The following is a 15,489-nucleotide window of genomic DNA, read 5'->3' as shown; positions in this document are numbered from 1 at the left end:
TATTAATTTTTCACTTCGTTAATTCCCCCTTTGGGGGCTAGGGGGCTATGCAACCCACATTCTTTATGACTGGATTCCCACCACCATCTTCCGGCTCTGATGTCTTCATCTGGAGTGATGGCTCTCGTACACGGCGCACAACCAATGCTTACAAACCCTTTTTTGTGTAATGCATTTTGTGGTACATTATTTTTTTCTAAATAATCTTCTACTTCTTGCAAGGTCCATTTTAACAGAGGATTGAACTTAATAATTTCAAAATGTGCATCGTATTCAAAAAGTGCCAAATCATTTCTGTTTTCGGATTGCTCCGCTCTTAAGCCAGTGATCCAAATCGAATTTCCATTTAAGGCTTTGCGCAAAGGCACTACTTTACGGATGGAACAACATTCTTTTCTATTCTCAACTGATTCGTAAAAACTATTAGGTCCTTTAGTTCCCAATAAATTTTCAACCGCAGCTGCCTCAGGAAAAAACACTCTAATATTTTGATTGTATTTTTTTTGGGTTTTATGAAAAACATCATACGTTTCTTGAAACAATCGACCTGTATCCAATGTAAAAATTTGAACATCAGCACCACTATCAGCAATTATTGCTGTAATCACTTGGTCTTCTTGACCAAAAGAGGTCGAAAAAACCACTTTATCTTTATATTCTGCAGCTAAATAAACAAACGTTTCCTCTAAACTAAGGTTTTTTGTATGCTCTACTAATGCCACTACTAATTCTTTACTCATAATCTTATTTCGTTTTACAGCAGTTTTGATAAGGTTTTTAAACTCAAAAGAATAATTAAAACGCCCACTAATATCATCATTGATTTCCTTGGAATTTTATTCACTAAAAATGCTGCTAATGGAGCTGCCATTACGCCTCCTAAAATCAATCCAATTATTACTTGCCATCCTTGAATACCTCCAAAAAGCATAAATGTCACTCCGCTTGAAAAAGCTACTGCAAACTCTGCTGCATTCACCGAACCAATTGTATATCTTGGATTTCGTCCATTTCCTAATAAAGTAGAAGTCACTATCGGACCCCAACCTCCGCCTCCTACAGCATCCATAAAACCTCCAAAAGTTGCCAAAATACCTAATTTCTTTGTTTTCTTTTTTACTAGATTCTTTTTTAATGCCTTCCTAATAATGATTACTGCCAAGCCAATCATATACAAAGCAATAAATGGTTTTATTACTTCTCCATCAATGACATCCGACAACAAATAGGCACCTGTAATAGAACCTAAAACACCTGGAATTAACAAATGTCTTACTAGTTTTTTATTGATGTTTCCAAAACGATGATGCGAAATTGCCGAAGCTCCTGTTGTAAACATTTCAGCCACGTGAACACCTGTACTACTAATGGCAGGTGGAATTCCGTAAGCTAATAAAAATGAAGTTGAAGTAGCTCCATAACCCATCCCTAAAGTTCCATCAACTAATTGTGCAAATACGCCAATACAGAAAAAAATTAAAAACTCTTGATCAAAGCCAGCTATCAAGCCATCCACTGAAAATTCATCATGGTGGTTGTACACTAACGTTGCCAATAATCCTATCAATAAAATTGCAGGAACAAGAACCCATAATCGTTCTACAAAACTTGTAGCAGGGCTTTCGGTATTATTATTCACTTTTAATTCTTTATCCATTCCTTTCAATTCAACAAAATTCAATTTAAAAACTATTACCCTATCGGGTTACTAGATTATTGTGCAAAAATAATATATTTACTTTAATTACAAAACATTTTTTCTAATTAAAACTTAAAATGCAATATCTGCTAAACTATTATTTTCCAAAACCATAAGCGTATTATCACGCACCTCCGTCATTAATTTACGAACTGCACAAGTGGCTTCATCGGTACAATCGTCACAAGGCTCATAAAAATTATGACTGGCACACGGCAACAAAGCAATTGGCCCTTCCAGAATGCGATACACTTTGGCCATGCTGATGTCTTTCGGTTCTTTTATCAAGTAATAACCGCCGCCTTTTCCTTTTTTGGCTCCCAGAAAACCGGAATGACGCAACAACAATAAAATACTCTCTAAAAATTTGAGCGAGATGTTTTCAGATTTAGCAATATCCGCAATCGCAACAGGAGTTTGGTCTTCTCGGCGAGCCAAAAAGGTCAATGCTTTTATACCGTATTTTGTTTTTTTTGAGAGCATTTTACTGTTTTAGAATTGTATAAAAAAGATTCGCAAGTATGAAACATTGCTTTGTTTGAACCAAAACTACAATCTAAAATCGTTAATCCCAAATCTATCCGTTACGAAAGCGCCTGCTCCAAATCGGCAATTACATCAGTTACGGTTTCTAAACCTACAGAAACACGCACTAAACCATCGGTAATACTTACCGCCAAACGCTCTTCGACAGATAATTTACTGTGTGTTGTTGAGGCTGGGTGCGTAACAATGGTTCTGGTATCTCCTAAATTTGGCGAAAGCGAACACAATTTAATTTTATCCAAAAAAGCTCTTCCAGCTTCTAATCCTCCTTTTATTTCAAAAGCAACAATATTTCCGCCCAACTTCATTTGCTTCTTTGCAATTTCATACTGAGGATGCGATTTCAAAAAAGGATATTTCACTTTATTTACCTGCGGATGATTCTCTAAAAACTCCGCTACTTTCAAGGCATTTTCGCAATGTCTGTCCAATCGAATGGCTAATGTTTCTAAACTTTTAGACAATACCCAGGCATTAAAAGGAGATAAAGAAGGTCCTGTAAGTCGGGAAAACAAATAGATTTTCTGAATCAAATCAGTATCACCAACTGTTATTCCGCCCAAAACTCTACCTTGACCGTCCATTAATTTGGTAGCAGAATGCACCACTAAATGCGCTCCCCACTTAACTGGTTGTTGCAAATAAGGCGTTGCGAAACAATTATCAATTATTAAAATTAAATTATGCTTTTTGGCAATATTTCCTAGCAATTCCAAATCAATAATATCAACAGCAGGATTGGTTGGTGACTCTGCGAAAATAATTTTTGTATCAGGCGTAATCAAACCTTCAATAGTCTCGGGTTGATTGATGTCAAAATACGAGGTTTGTATGTTCCATTTTGGAAAATAATTAATAAACAACGAATGCGTAGCTCCAAAAACACTGCTCGAAGAGACAATATGATCTCCAGAATTCAATATAGCAGCCAATGTTGAATACACCGCAGCCATACCTGATGCAAAGGCAAAACCAGCTGCAGCACCTTCCATAGCGCATACTTTGCTAATAAATTCGTTGTTATTTGGGTTGCTGTAACGGCTGTAAATATTCCTGTCTTTTTCCTCTGCAAATGAGGCACGCATGTCTTCGGCATCTTCAAATACAAAACTAGACGTGAGGTACAACGGCACCGAATGCTCTAAATATTGTGTTCTTTCTAACTGATTGCGTATGGCTTGGGTTTCGAAACCAAAATTATCATTTTCCATAAATAAGCCCCCTAACCCCCAAAGGGGGAATTGTGTTGGGGTTGATTTGTTTGTTACTAAATTTAATATTTATCCAACAACTATTAGTTGCTAGTTCCCCCTTCGGGGGTTAGGGGGCTTCCGTTCAAAACTACCTTATAATGTATGGTTGCCGTTGGTTCTAATGTTTTGGAAACCGAGCAGTACTTTTCAAAAGAAAGTTGTGCGGCTTTTGCGGCTTTGTCTTCCTTGATATCACCTTCTAAATAAAACACCACATGGATATTTTTAAAAGGTTTTGCTTCTCCAACTTGTACGCGTTCGCCTTCAACTTCAGCTTTGAAAGACGTGATTTCTTGACGTTGTTTTTTCAAAATTGAAATCATATCAATGGCACTACACCCCGCAACTCCCATCAATACTAATTCCATTGGACTGGCACCCATATCATTTCCTCCATATTCAGGACGGCTATCTACGTTTACCAAATGCCCTCTTTCATTTTTTAATTCGAAATAGAAATTATCGTTTACTCTGTTTAATGTTATTTTCATTACTATCTTTTTTGAACGCTGATGACGCGGATTTTCTCACGCGAAGTCAACTAATTTATATTTAAATACTAATTACTGAAATCTGCTCACTGAAAACTGTACACGTCGATTAGCCCTTATCAGACAACCTTAAAATATCGCCAAAAACACCTCTAGCTGTTACCGCTGATCCTGCGCCTGCGCCTTGAATTACAATTGGTCGGTCTCCGTACGATTCAGTGTAAATTTCGAAGAAAGAATCCGAACCTTTCAATCCGCCCAAAGCCGTATCTGATGGCACCGAAACTAATTTTACTTCTAGATTTCCTTTGTCATTTTGCAAATCACCTGATAATTCTCCTATATATCGCAACACGTGATTGGGCTTTTGATCTGCTTTTATTTTTGCATAAATAGGATCAAACTCCGTCAATTTATTCAAAAACTCTCCCACATCTCCACTACGCAAATGTTCTGGAATTAAATTTTGAATCGCAATTTCTTCAAACTCATTTTGCAAGTCTAATTCTCTAGCCAAAATCAATAATTTTCGTCCTACATCATTTCCGCATAAATCCTCTCTTGGATCTGGCTCCGTATATCCATTATCGATGGCTTCTTTTAAAATCTCGCTAAACGGCGCGTCTTTAGCCGAAAAATTATTGAACAAATAACTCAATGTTCCCGAGAAAACGCCTTTAATCTTTGTGATATTTTCGCCAGAAAGGTGCAACAATTTAATGGTATCAATCAACGGCAATCCTGCTCCAACATTGGTCTCATAAAGATACGTCTTTTGGTTTTCTGCCAGAACTTTTCTCAATTTTTTATAAAAACTATAACTCAACGTATTGGCCACTTTGTTTGACGAAATCAAATCGAAACTATTTTCTACTAACGAAATGTAATTCGTAACAAAATCAGTACTTGCAGTATTATCAATAGCAATTAAATTCTCTAGATGATGCTCATTTGCGTAGGCAATCACATCATCAATTGTATACGAGAATCCGTTGGTTTGAATCTCGTTTTTCCAGTTAGGTGTCACGCCGTTTTTATTCAAGAGCACATTCTTAGAATTCGCAATAGCAAATACATTCAATTTAATATCTTTTCTTTTTTCAATGGCTGCAGCCGATTCTAAAATTTGATTAATCAAAGTACCGCCCACCAAACCGTGACCGAAAACAGCTATATTTATCTTCTTGGCTACGCCAAAAATCTCCCCATGAATGACATTCAAGGCTTTGTGCAATTGTGATTTTTTAACAACCAAACTAACATTCTTGCCCGTCACCGTATTATTGAAAAGAATCGGAACAATTTTATTCTTGATTAAAGCCGTGTAAGGTTTGTGAAAAGTGCTTAAATCCTGGCCAATAATAGAGATGACAGCTACATCATCAGCCACAGTTATTTTATTGACATCCTTTGAATAGAAATCATTTTCGAATTCCTTTTCCAATTCAATCATGGCCGTAGTAGCTTTGTCAGCAGCCACAACCAATCCTATTCCGCGCTCTGATGAACCTTGCGAAATGATACTCACACTGATATTGTTGTCGCCCATTACTCTAAAAATTCGAGCATCGACACCTGTTTTACCAAGCAAACCTCTTCCTTCCAGATTTACCAAAGCCACATTTTCAAGAACCGAAAGCGTTTTTATTCCTTCCTTATTAGAATTGGAAGTAATTAAAGTTCCTTTATTTTCATAATTGAAAGTATTTAAAATTCGAAGCGGAATGTTTTTTTCTAATAATGGAATGATAGTTTTGGCATGCAAAATAGTTGCTCCAAAATTAGCAATCTCATTCGCCTCATTAAATGATAGATGGTCAATTTTTTTAGCATCTACCACTAAATCAGGATTGGCAGTATAAATTCCGTCAACATGTGTGTAATTTTGTAATTCGTCGGCATTTAAATAATTCGCAATCAAGGAAGCGGTGTAATTACTACCGTTTCTTCCTAGAGTTGTAGTATCATTATTGGTCGTAGAGCCAATAAAACCTGTGATTATACTTACTGTATTTTCAGTGTTTTGCTTAAAAAAAGCAACCACATTTTTCTTCGAAAGTTGTTCTAAGGGTTGTGCATCACCAAATTTAGCATCGGTTTTTATCAATTCACGCGTATCTGTAAAACGAGCATGAATTCCATTTTCTATGAGGATGGCCGTCAGTAATTTTGCCGAAAGCAATTCACCTTTAGACAAAATAAGGTCTTTGATCTTTTTGCTGTAATCGCCAATCAAACTGACACCTTCAAACAATTTTTCTAAAATAGTAAACTCCTCAGACAAATCAACAGCTTCATAAACGTCTTGCTGGTATTTTTTAAAATCTTCAAAAAGTGGCTTGTAATCTCCGTTTTGAGAAGCAATAGTTAAAATTTGTTCCAACTCATCCGTAGCATTGCCACGTGCCGAAACCACAACTGCAATTTTCTCGCCCTGATTTACTTTGTCTGTTATTATGGCAACCACCTTATTTAATCCGTCACCATTTGATAACGATTTACCTCCAAATTTTAATATTTTCATTGTGTTGTTTGTTTGTAGCTTAGAATAAATCTTGAAGCAAATTGTGTAATTGTTTGTATTCTATCAAAAAAGCGTCGTGTCCGTGAATGGAAACTATTTCTTGATAACTAACTTTTTTATTTATTTTTTGTAGTTGCTCAAAAGTCGCTTTATTTTCACTGGCTGTAAAAAACAAATCCGAATTGATGGCTATGATGTGAATTTCTGCCGTTACAACTTCGATTGTATTTTCAAACGAAGACTTATTGCGAGTGATATCAATGGTTTTCAATAATTGATTCATCATTTTATAGGACAACAATTGAAAACGCTGTTGCAATTTTTCGCCATGATGCAACAACCAACTTTCAACATTAAAAATGGCTAAATCCTCATTAATTGTTCGCTGAAATTTTGCCGCAAATGATTCTGGAGTTCTATAACATAACATCGCATGCGTACGGGCATCCTGAATGGGTTTAGACGAATTATTCAGAATTTGTTCTTGCAAAAAACAATTGGCAATAAGCCAATCGGTAGCTTTCCAATCGGTCGCAATAGGAATTAATTTTTGCGTTATTGTTGGTTCTAATGCGACCATTTCCCATGCAATTCCGCCACCTACAGAACCCCCAATAATGGCAAATAGTCTTGTAACCTCAAGTAAATGAATGCCTTTTATAAAAATTCTAGCAATATCTCTTGCTGTAAAATCAAGATGATTTTCAATTACAACTCCATCAAATCCATTTCCAGGAACGTTAAAAGCAAGTACGGTATATTTTGTAGTATCAATAGTTTTGTTGGTGCCAATCAGGTCATTCCACCAACCATTATCGCCCACAACCTGTGAATTTCCGGTTAGCGCATGATTGACCAAAACGATGGGAGCTGTATGTAATGGCGACCCAAAAACTTGATAACTTAAGTTTAGAGCATTAAAAATTACACCTGACTCCGTGGTGAAATTGTGTAATGTAATTGTTGTTGGTTTATTTTCCAATTTCAAATCTGTTATAATTATGACTTGTGTTTGGAAATATTAGAAAGAAAGCTAGGTGTTATCTAGACAAATTCTTAGTGTTATCTTTCCACGATGGGCGTGGTAGAATGCAGCACCTTCTCCGATAAATCGAAGGGTTGCTAAGGCTTCATCGGGTCTAATCCCTCTGCCTTTCTTTATAACATTTCAATACTGTTGTGAACTTTAATAGTGCAAATAAAGCACTAATTTTTATTCTGAGCAAATTTTTCTGCAAAGTTTAGACTGAATTAATTTTGCGATATTCGCAAAAGTATGCAAAAAGCAAGCTGTTTTAACAAAGAAATATGGCATTTTAGACCAAAACTCCGTTAAAACAGCAATCCTAATTTAAAATGTATTTCCTCACAAGTTAAAATACATTTGCAATCACTAGATAAAAAGGACATCATTTTCCTTAGAATACATTAAAAAAAGTAATGAATTTGGCACTGCCTTTAGTGCAATGTCATCATTTGTATCCATCTCAAATCTAGGATGAACTAGCTCATTTACCACTGGAGCAGTAGTGTTACTTTTTTTTGACCCCCATAATCCTTGCCTTATTAAAAGGATTGCTTTACTAAAATAATTGTTGTTTTTCATTGTTGTTCATTTTAAGTTATTAATTGTGTAATGATTATTTTTCCTTTTTAGTATCAACTTCAATACCAGTTTTTACTATGATTTAATTTTTATTGTATTTTTTTATCCTTTTTTGTTCCTAATCTTGAAAAAAACTTTCATCAAATGCTATTTTTTTTATTCTCTAAAAATTGCAGTATTGCTAAAAGCAACAAACCCCTTTTAGATACGAATCCAAAAGGGGTTTAGTTTTATCAACCTGTCCTTTCGGGGTCACGATATATCAAATAGTACAACAGCACAAATAGGCGCTATTGCATACATTTTTTGTTGGCATTTTAGTGTATTCATAAATTTTTATTCTTAGTGGTATTTCAAAAAAAAAACTTCCCAAATACTGGGAAGCTTTACTATATAATTTAGTTCAAATTATGCAATAAGCAACCCTCAGGAATTTCCCTGTGCGACCTTTAACATATTGCAAATAAATGATTTCATGATTACTTATTTTGATTATCAAATATCGCAAATGTTTTTTAAAGTACAAAATTTTTATGTCGCTAATTTTGTTTTTGATTTAAAAAATATTTCCGAAAGATAAAACAGTAAAAAAAAGTTAAGATTAATATGCAATTCAAAATGGTTTCATACCTTTGCACCCAAATACAAGAGGAAAAATTTGAACTGATTGCAACCTCTTCATAATGAAATCAATTCATTGTGAATACTGAATAATTTTCAGTAAAAAAATGCTAAAGCAGGAACTCTCCTTTAGACCTTTTCAGCAATTATTTTTTCTCGCTTAATTTTATAAAATAATAAAACTTATGGCCTATTTATTTACGTCAGAATCTGTGAGCGAAGGACATCCAGATAAAATTGCAGATCAAATTTCAGACGCATTAATTGATAACTTTCTAGCATTTGATGCTGAATCAAAAGTAGCTTGTGAAACTTTAGTAACTACCGGTCAAGTTATTTTGGCTGGTGAGGTTAAATCAAATACATACTTAGATGTGCAAAATATTGCACGTGAAGTGATTCGAAAAATTGGTTATACCAAAAGTGAATACATGTTTGAAGCCAATTCATGCGGTATTCTTTCGGCTATTCACGAACAATCTGCTGATATCAATCAAGGTGTTGACAGAGCAAGCAAAGAAGAGCAAGGCGCTGGTGACCAAGGAATGATGTTTGGTTATGCAACCAATGAAACGGAGAATTACATGCCATTGGCACTTGATTTGTCTCACAAATTATTGCAAGAACTAGCTGTTTTAAGACGTGAAAACAATGAAATTACGTATTTGCGTCCTGATGCTAAATCACAAGTAACTTTAGAATACAGCGACGATAACAAACCAACTCGTATTGATGCGATTGTTATCTCTACACAACACGATGATTTTGACGAAGAAGCTACTATGCTTGCTAAAATCAAAAAAGACATTATTGAGATATTGATCCCAAGAATTATTACTAAAAATCCTGAGCATGCTCATTTATTTAATGATGCAATTCAATACCATATTAACCCAACAGGAAAATTCGTAATTGGAGGACCTCACGGAGATACTGGACTTACAGGAAGAAAAATCATTGTAGATACTTATGGCGGAAAAGGAGCTCACGGTGGTGGGGCTTTCTCTGGAAAAGACCCAAGTAAAGTAGACCGTTCTGCTGCTTATGCAACACGTCATATTGCTAAAAACTTAGTTTCAGCTGGTGTTGCCGATGAGATTTTGGTTCAAGTTTCGTACGCTATTGGTGTGGCTAAGCCAATGGGTATTTTTATTGATACTTATGGAACTGCGAAAGTGAATTTGACCAATGGTGAAATCGCTAAAAAAGTAGAAGCTATTTTTGATATGCGTCCGTACTTCATCGAACAACGATTGAAATTAAGAAACCCAATTTATAGTGAAACTGCTGCTTACGGGCACATGGGACGTACTCCTGAAACCGTAACGAAGACTTTCTCTGCTCCAGGTGGATTAACAAAAACAGTTGAAGTAGAATTGTTTACTTGGGAAAAATTAGATTTTGTAGATCAAGTAAAAACTGCTTTTGGATTGTAAAAAATCAAAACAAAGTATATAAAAAAGGGGATTTAGATACAACTAAATCCCCTTTGCTTTTTAAGCTAAATGAAGCTTACAAATTGTACTTTACTATGAAAGTTACAAAGCGAGGCAGAATTCTACTTTCATTCGCATTAAAACCATTCACACTAAAAGAGTTATTCAATCTAGATCTGGTGTTTAATAAATTGTTTGCTTGAATTCGATATTCAAATTTCGAGTCTTTTTTGATGTAATTCAAACTTGCCGTCATGATTTTGAAATCGTTTGTAATGCCATTGGTTTCATTTTTAAAACGATTAAATGCATAATCCCAGTTGACATTTAAACCATTCAAGAAATAATAATTTAATTTTACTGTAGGAGTTTGAGTTGTAAACCGATTGGCAGCTTGCTCCGAAAAATTAATACGATAACCCAAATCTACATTAGGATATTTTTTAAACTGTGTTGCAAAAGCTAGGTTGTATCCGTGATTTACATTTTCTATCCCTTGAATAAATTCCTGAGTTGCTCCGTTACTAACTCTTCTGTTCAAAACAAAATTCTTACTCCAACTTGCATTAACTCCTGCCGTTAATTTATAGTACTTTTTAAAACTTTTAGAGTAAAAAACATTTCCGTTCAAGTTTTCATTTTCAGCGTCCAAATTCAAACGGTCTGATGTAGAATAAATACTTTGAAAAGAAACTCCATTGACTACTGGATCTTTGGTCGTTGTATAACTGATGTTTGCAAAAATCGTAGTAAAATTATACAAGTTATACTTAGAATAATTCAATCGATGGCTGGTAATAAGTGAGTTTTCTAATTTTGCATTTCCTCGTGATAAACTGTTAAAATTGGTAAAGATAAAACCTTCAACCAAGGCATTTACATCGTTAAAACCGTTTCGAACATTGAAGTTATAGGTCAAATTTTCAGATTTTTTTAAATCCCAACGGGCAAACATATCTGGTAATACTCTAGTGAAATTAAGCTTGAAAGGGTTTTCAAATTGCTCATTAGAAGTATTGTATTGATGCACAGAAAATCCAGGATTAAAGGTAAACTTACCTCTAATAAACTTATAATGCAACCCTAAAAAAACATCGTTAAAATGATAACGCACATCATTATTATAGGCCGCTTGCTCTACCGGATTTACTGAATTATCTTGAAGAATTTGCAAGATACTCGAATTATACGATTGAAAAGCATTCGTATTTCCCGCTGTTACATTCAATATACTTTTGTTCGAAATTTGATAAAAATAATCGATTTTAGCATCTAGTTTATTGGTTTTAACAAAACGAGATTGCTCGATATTCAGCGCATTTTCATTTACAAAAACAGCACTTGGATCGTTCGGATTTGTTGAATTTGCATTTTGATACGGATTTACCGAAAGTTGCGGATTGTAAAATGGATCTTCATCCTCGTACTGATGTTGCATTTCTAACACCCAAGTCGATTTTGGATTTTGGGTATAAAACATATTCAAACTCTGGTTGAAAGAGGCTGGTGCTTGTTTTTGAAAAGCAATCACCGTATTATTATTAGTTATTGTATTTCCGTTTGAAGTAGAAGTGAAATTAGTTTGACTGTTGTCTACATCTTGCTGGTCATTTTTTCTAAAGAACGCGTCATAATCCAATTGAAAATTATCATTGGCCTTGTACTTCGAACCAAATTTGGCAATGAAAGCATTGTTTTTGGAATCTGTTCTGTTTTTTCTATTTTCTAAAGTAGCAATGTTGGTCGTGTTCGGTTCAAAAATACCACGTTCTGAATTGGTAATAGACTGATTAAACGTAGAAGAATAGGCTGCAAAACTAGATAGAGTCCATTTTTTTGAAACGGAGTGATTCAAATTTAACGCCCCAAATTTATCACTCGCCTTGGCTACATTATCACCACCAGAAAGTCCAAAGAAATTTCGGTTTAAGGTAAGAGAAGTTCCACTTCGACCAATCGTGTTTCGTGCTCCTCCATTAATTCTGAAAAAATCAGCCGAAGTCAATGAAACTTCACCAATATTATTAAAGTTTACAATAGAGTTAATGCTAGTTTTAGGCGAATAATAAAACACCTTCGGATTGAAGATATATCCTTTATCATTTGCCAAACCACCACTTACGTCACCAAACCAAAATTTATCTTTACCTTTTTTAAGTTTGATATTAATTGCAATATCATCATTATTGTTTTCAAGGCCTTTCATTTGCGACACCTCGTTAAAATTACGAAGTACCTGCACTTTATCGACCGCATCAGATGGAATGTTTTTTGAACCCAATTTTGTATCGCCTTCCATAAACGGTTTTCCGTCTACAAAAAGTTTGGTCACTTTTTTTCCTTCTACTTGCACTTGACCATCGCCCGTTACTTCAAAACCTGGTAGTTTTTTAAAAACGTCCTCTAACTTGCGTTCTTCTCCGGTTTTAAACGAATCAGTATTGTACACAATGGTATCCCCTTTTATAGAAACAGGCATCTCGCGCACAATTTCTACACCATCAAGCTCGATGCCACCAGTTTCCATGGTGATATTTTGAACCATATTTTCAGCGAGTGTAGTTACAGTGACTTCTTTATTTTGCATACCCAAATAACTTAGTTTGATTACATAAGTTGTGTTGGATTTAAGATTTAAGGTAAACTTTCCTTTATCGGTAGTTATGGCGTACGCATCCATCGCTTTAGTGGTTTGGTTCACCGCCATCACATTGGCCATTTCCAACGGCAGTTTTATTTTATCCTGAACCAATCCTTCCAAACGGATATTTTGTGCAAAAGAAATTGATACCGCTATAAAGGCGATAAAAACTAAAATTTTTCTCATTTTAATTGGGTATAAACTACTATAGTTGGTATTAATTTCCAATGCGCATTTGCATATTGCCATTTCCGCCACGTCCTTGATTCATTTCTCTAAACTCCTCCATTTTTTTTGTAACAGCATCGTCAAAATCTTTTTGTGATGTTACTTTCCCCTTGGTAGATGCTTTGATTTCGGTTTTGACTTTTGGATTTAAAACAACTTTAGAACACAAAATAACAGTTCTACCATCATTTACCTCTAAGATCAAACCTGGCAATCCCCAGTAGTTTTCAGGACCTTGACTCACTGGAATTTCGGGAGTATACCACGCCGTAATTACAATATCTTTTGGCATTTCTAAATTATCCAAAAGACTTGTTTTAGCAGCACCATCTGCTGGTTTAGCAGTAGCAGTTTCTTCTCTTCTAGGTCTAAAATTTCTAAAATCTGTTTTACTTGCTGGCTTTACAGCTGTGGCTTTAAAACAATTATAACCTCCTATTACACGTGTTTCACTTTCCATTTTCCATTGTAAGTTAGGCAATGAATCTTTTATCAAAAACTCTTTTCCCATGAACTCTTTATCCACTGTAAATGATTTTTCTTTGACATTTTTATAATACGTTCCGCCACCGCCTGTAAAAGACATCATCATTCTCATTCCACCGTTACCTTGACCTGTAGCATCTAGTTTTTCTTCTTCTTTGTAAACTGAAGCCGATTTGTCAAAATTGAGAATAAATGTTTTTTCGAACGCTTTTTTCATACGTTCCTCCATCATTTTCTGCATATCTGGAGTCATCTCTTTGTTGCCTTGCATTCTAGATTTAAAATCTGACGTGCTAGTTTTTGACTCATAAACAGCCATACCTTGAAATTCTTGAGCTTGTACCCCTATAAAAGAGGCGATAGCAATTACTACAGTGTAAATTAATTTTTGCATCTTGATGGTTTTTAATAGATAAGTGTGAAAATTACTATTTTTGTTACAATGATAATGTTAAATAAATACTAAGACAATCAATTACGCTTTTGGTTTAATTGTAATTTTACCATTATGAAAAAATTAGTTTTTTTGACCCTATTTTACTGTTCAGCAATAGGTTTTTGTCAAGATCAAAAACCAACTGTTACAAAATTGAACACGATTGCTGTGGATGCTGATGATTTTTTAGGATACGACTCCTTTGGGTTTTATTACACCCTTAAAAATGATGTTTTTTCAAAAATTAATGGGAGCGAAAGATTGGATTACAAAAACATTTCATTGGGGAAGATCACAAAGATCGATCTACAAAACCCTCTCAAATTAGTTTTATTTTACGAAAATTTCAATACGGTTATTACTCTTGACAATCAACTAAATGAAACGCAAAAAATAAATTTTTCAGAAAATCCAATACCAATAGTGGCAACAGCAGTAGGTATAGCTTCTCAAAACCAGATTTGGGTTTATAACAGCATGAATCAACAAATAGGCTTGTACGATTATTTGAATCAAAATTACAAAACACTGGCGACACCCTTAAGTGAAAACATTATATTTTACAGTACTGATTTCAATTTGTTCCAATGGATTGATGCGACAAACAACTGGTACGCGTGTGATATTTTTGGAAAAATAAAAAAAATACATAGCACACCTGATTTTGATTGTATTGCCCTTTTATATTACACCCAATACATTTATTCTAAAAGCGGAGAATTATACTTTGTTGATGTAGCAAAAGAACAAAAAACACAGTTGGTAATTTCCGAAAAAACGTTTGTCAAATTTCATTACAAAGACCAAATTTTATCTATTTTTACAACCTCAGGAATTAGTAATTATAAAATCACAATACCGTAATGCACATAGCAATAGCAGGAAACATAGGTTCAGGAAAAACAACTTTAACCCGATTATTAGCGAAACAGTTTAAGTGGGAACCGCATTTTGAAGATGTAGTTGACAATCCGTACTTAGATGATTTTTATCATCAAATGGAACGTTGGTCCTTTAATTTACAAATTTATTTCTTGAACAGTCGTTTTCGTCAAGTGATGCAAATTCGCGAAAGCGGTAAAAAAATCATTCAGGACAGAACCATTTATGAGGATGCGCACATTTTTGCTCCCAACTTATATGCGATGGGTTTAATGACCAATCGTGATTTTCAAAATTATTCTTCTTTATTTGAATTGATGGAATCTACTGTTAAAGCACCCGATCTACTGATTTATTTAAGAAGTTCTATTCCTAATTTAGTGGGACAAATACACAAACGTGGCCGCGAATACGAAAACTCCATATCAATTGAGTACTTAAGCCGTTTGAACGAGCGATACGAAGGCTGGATACAAACCTATGACAAAGGAAAATTATTGATCATTGATGTAGACAATATCAATTTTGTGGACAATCCAGAGGATTTAGGAAACATTTTCAACCGAATTGATGCCGAATTGAATGGGTTGTTTTAGAATCACAAAAAAAGATAACCTAATATTATAAAACATAAATGCCT

13 protein-coding genes and 1 riboswitch are annotated in these 15,489 nt (G+C 34.6%); of the genes, 3 read left to right on the top strand and 10 right to left on the bottom strand.

Annotated features, from left to right (window positions below; genetic code table 11):
• Positions 1-2: 2 nt before the first annotated feature.
• The 8 genes from IQ05_RS07475 to IQ05_RS07440 form a co-directional block, all read right to left on the bottom strand.
• Entirely contained in the window at positions 3-743 is a 741-nt protein-coding gene (locus tag IQ05_RS07475) for a phosphoadenylyl-sulfate reductase (RefSeq protein ID WP_262711536.1), read from the bottom strand.
• Positions 744-754: 11 nt separating this feature from the next.
• On the bottom strand, positions 755-1,657 hold the full coding sequence (locus tag IQ05_RS07470) for a sulfite exporter TauE/SafE family protein (protein WP_144891581.1): 903 nt from the start codon (positions 1,655-1,657) through the stop codon (positions 755-757).
• A 114-nt stretch (positions 1,658-1,771) separates the two neighbouring features.
• A complete protein-coding gene (locus IQ05_RS07465) occupies positions 1,772-2,182 on the bottom strand; it encodes an RrF2 family transcriptional regulator (RefSeq protein WP_144891578.1) in 411 nt (136 codons plus the stop codon).
• 101 nt (positions 2,183-2,283) lie between these two features.
• Entirely contained in the window at positions 2,284-3,456 is a 1,173-nt protein-coding gene (locus IQ05_RS07460) for a trans-sulfuration enzyme family protein (protein WP_144891576.1), read from the bottom strand.
• Positions 3,457-3,539: 83 nt separating this feature from the next.
• The gene (locus IQ05_RS07455; protein WP_144891564.1) at positions 3,540-3,989 is read right to left on the bottom strand and encodes an OsmC family protein; all 450 of its coding nucleotides are present in this window, start codon (positions 3,987-3,989) and stop codon (positions 3,540-3,542) included.
• 109 nt (positions 3,990-4,098) lie between these two features.
• Complete coding sequence (thrA, locus tag IQ05_RS07450; protein ID WP_144891562.1) at positions 4,099-6,513, bottom strand: bifunctional aspartate kinase/homoserine dehydrogenase I; 2,415 nt, start codon at positions 6,511-6,513, stop codon at positions 4,099-4,101.
• A gap of 19 nt (positions 6,514-6,532) precedes the next feature.
• Positions 6,533-7,495 carry an alpha/beta fold hydrolase gene (locus tag IQ05_RS07445; protein ID WP_244289542.1) on the bottom strand — a complete coding sequence of 321 codons (963 nt, stop codon included), beginning with the start codon at positions 7,493-7,495 and terminating at the stop codon, positions 6,533-6,535.
• A 77-nt stretch (positions 7,496-7,572) separates the two neighbouring features.
• Positions 7,573-7,680: riboswitch (SAM riboswitch) on the bottom strand.
• Between the two features lie 226 nt (positions 7,681-7,906).
• Positions 7,907-8,119 (bottom strand): hypothetical protein, encoded by a 213-nt coding sequence (locus tag IQ05_RS07440; RefSeq protein WP_086453330.1) that lies wholly within the window; start codon positions 8,117-8,119, stop codon positions 7,907-7,909.
• A gap of 806 nt (positions 8,120-8,925) precedes the next feature.
• On the opposite strand from IQ05_RS07440, the gene metK reads away from it, so the two are divergent.
• Complete coding sequence (gene metK / locus IQ05_RS07435) at positions 8,926-10,176, top strand: methionine adenosyltransferase (RefSeq protein ID WP_144891558.1); 1,251 nt, start codon at positions 8,926-8,928, stop codon at positions 10,174-10,176.
• 76 nt (positions 10,177-10,252) lie between these two features.
• Here the strand turns inward: metK and IQ05_RS07430 are convergent, their stop codons facing one another.
• Together IQ05_RS07430 and IQ05_RS07425 are read right to left on the bottom strand one after the other, a co-directional pair.
• Positions 10,253-13,003, bottom strand: coding sequence for a carboxypeptidase regulatory-like domain-containing protein (locus tag IQ05_RS07430; protein WP_158634579.1), 2,751 nt, complete (start codon positions 13,001-13,003; stop codon positions 10,253-10,255).
• Positions 13,004-13,034: 31 nt separating this feature from the next.
• Positions 13,035-13,925, bottom strand: a complete 891-nt coding sequence (locus IQ05_RS07425; RefSeq protein WP_144891554.1) for a GLPGLI family protein — start codon at positions 13,923-13,925, stop codon at positions 13,035-13,037.
• 114 nt (positions 13,926-14,039) lie between these two features.
• Between IQ05_RS07425 and IQ05_RS07420 the strand changes: the two genes are divergently transcribed.
• Both IQ05_RS07420 and IQ05_RS07415 read left to right on the top strand, forming a co-directional pair.
• The gene (locus IQ05_RS07420; protein ID WP_144891552.1) at positions 14,040-14,831 is read left to right on the top strand and encodes a hypothetical protein; all 792 of its coding nucleotides are present in this window, start codon (positions 14,040-14,042) and stop codon (positions 14,829-14,831) included.
• The gene (locus tag IQ05_RS07415) at positions 14,831-15,445 is read left to right on the top strand and encodes a deoxynucleoside kinase (protein ID WP_086453323.1); all 615 of its coding nucleotides are present in this window, start codon (positions 14,831-14,833) and stop codon (positions 15,443-15,445) included. Before IQ05_RS07420 ends, IQ05_RS07415 begins: the two co-directional genes overlap by 1 nt.
• Positions 15,446-15,489: the final 44 nt, after the last annotated feature.

The sequence above is a fragment of the Flavobacterium tiangeerense genome, assembly GCF_007830355.1.
In the GTDB taxonomy this organism is placed as follows: Bacteria; Bacteroidota; Bacteroidia; order Flavobacteriales; family Flavobacteriaceae; genus Flavobacterium; species Flavobacterium tiangeerense.
Note: the sequence above shows the minus strand (reverse complement) of the source record. Positions and strands in the feature narration are given on the sequence as shown.

What these genes read in the sequence shown, in the direction of transcription:
- IQ05_RS07470 (WP_144891581.1), bottom strand. Translation starts at nt 1,657, where the DNA reads ATGGATAAAGAATTAAAAGTGAATAATAATACCGAAAGCCCTGCTACA.
- IQ05_RS07455 (WP_144891564.1), bottom strand. Translation starts at nt 3,989, where the DNA reads ATGAAAATAACATTAAACAGAGTAAACGATAATTTCTATTTCGAATTA.
- IQ05_RS07425 (WP_144891554.1), bottom strand. Translation starts at nt 13,925, where the DNA reads ATGCAAAAATTAATTTACACTGTAGTAATTGCTATCGCCTCTTTTATA.
- IQ05_RS07420 (WP_144891552.1), top strand. Translation starts at nt 14,040, where the DNA reads ATGAAAAAATTAGTTTTTTTGACCCTATTTTACTGTTCAGCAATAGGT.
- IQ05_RS07460 (WP_144891576.1), bottom strand. Translation starts at nt 3,456, where the DNA reads ATGGAAAATGATAATTTTGGTTTCGAAACCCAAGCCATACGCAATCAG.
- IQ05_RS07440 (WP_086453330.1), bottom strand. Translation starts at nt 8,119, where the DNA reads ATGAAAAACAACAATTATTTTAGTAAAGCAATCCTTTTAATAAGGCAA.
- IQ05_RS07415 (WP_086453323.1), top strand. Translation starts at nt 14,831, where the DNA reads ATGCACATAGCAATAGCAGGAAACATAGGTTCAGGAAAAACAACTTTA.
- IQ05_RS07430 (WP_158634579.1), bottom strand. Translation starts at nt 13,003, where the DNA reads ATGAGAAAAATTTTAGTTTTTATCGCCTTTATAGCGGTATCAATTTCT.
- thrA (WP_144891562.1), bottom strand. Translation starts at nt 6,513, where the DNA reads ATGAAAATATTAAAATTTGGAGGTAAATCGTTATCAAATGGTGACGGA.
- IQ05_RS07465 (WP_144891578.1), bottom strand. Translation starts at nt 2,182, where the DNA reads ATGCTCTCAAAAAAAACAAAATACGGTATAAAAGCATTGACCTTTTTG.
- metK (WP_144891558.1), top strand. Translation starts at nt 8,926, where the DNA reads ATGGCCTATTTATTTACGTCAGAATCTGTGAGCGAAGGACATCCAGAT.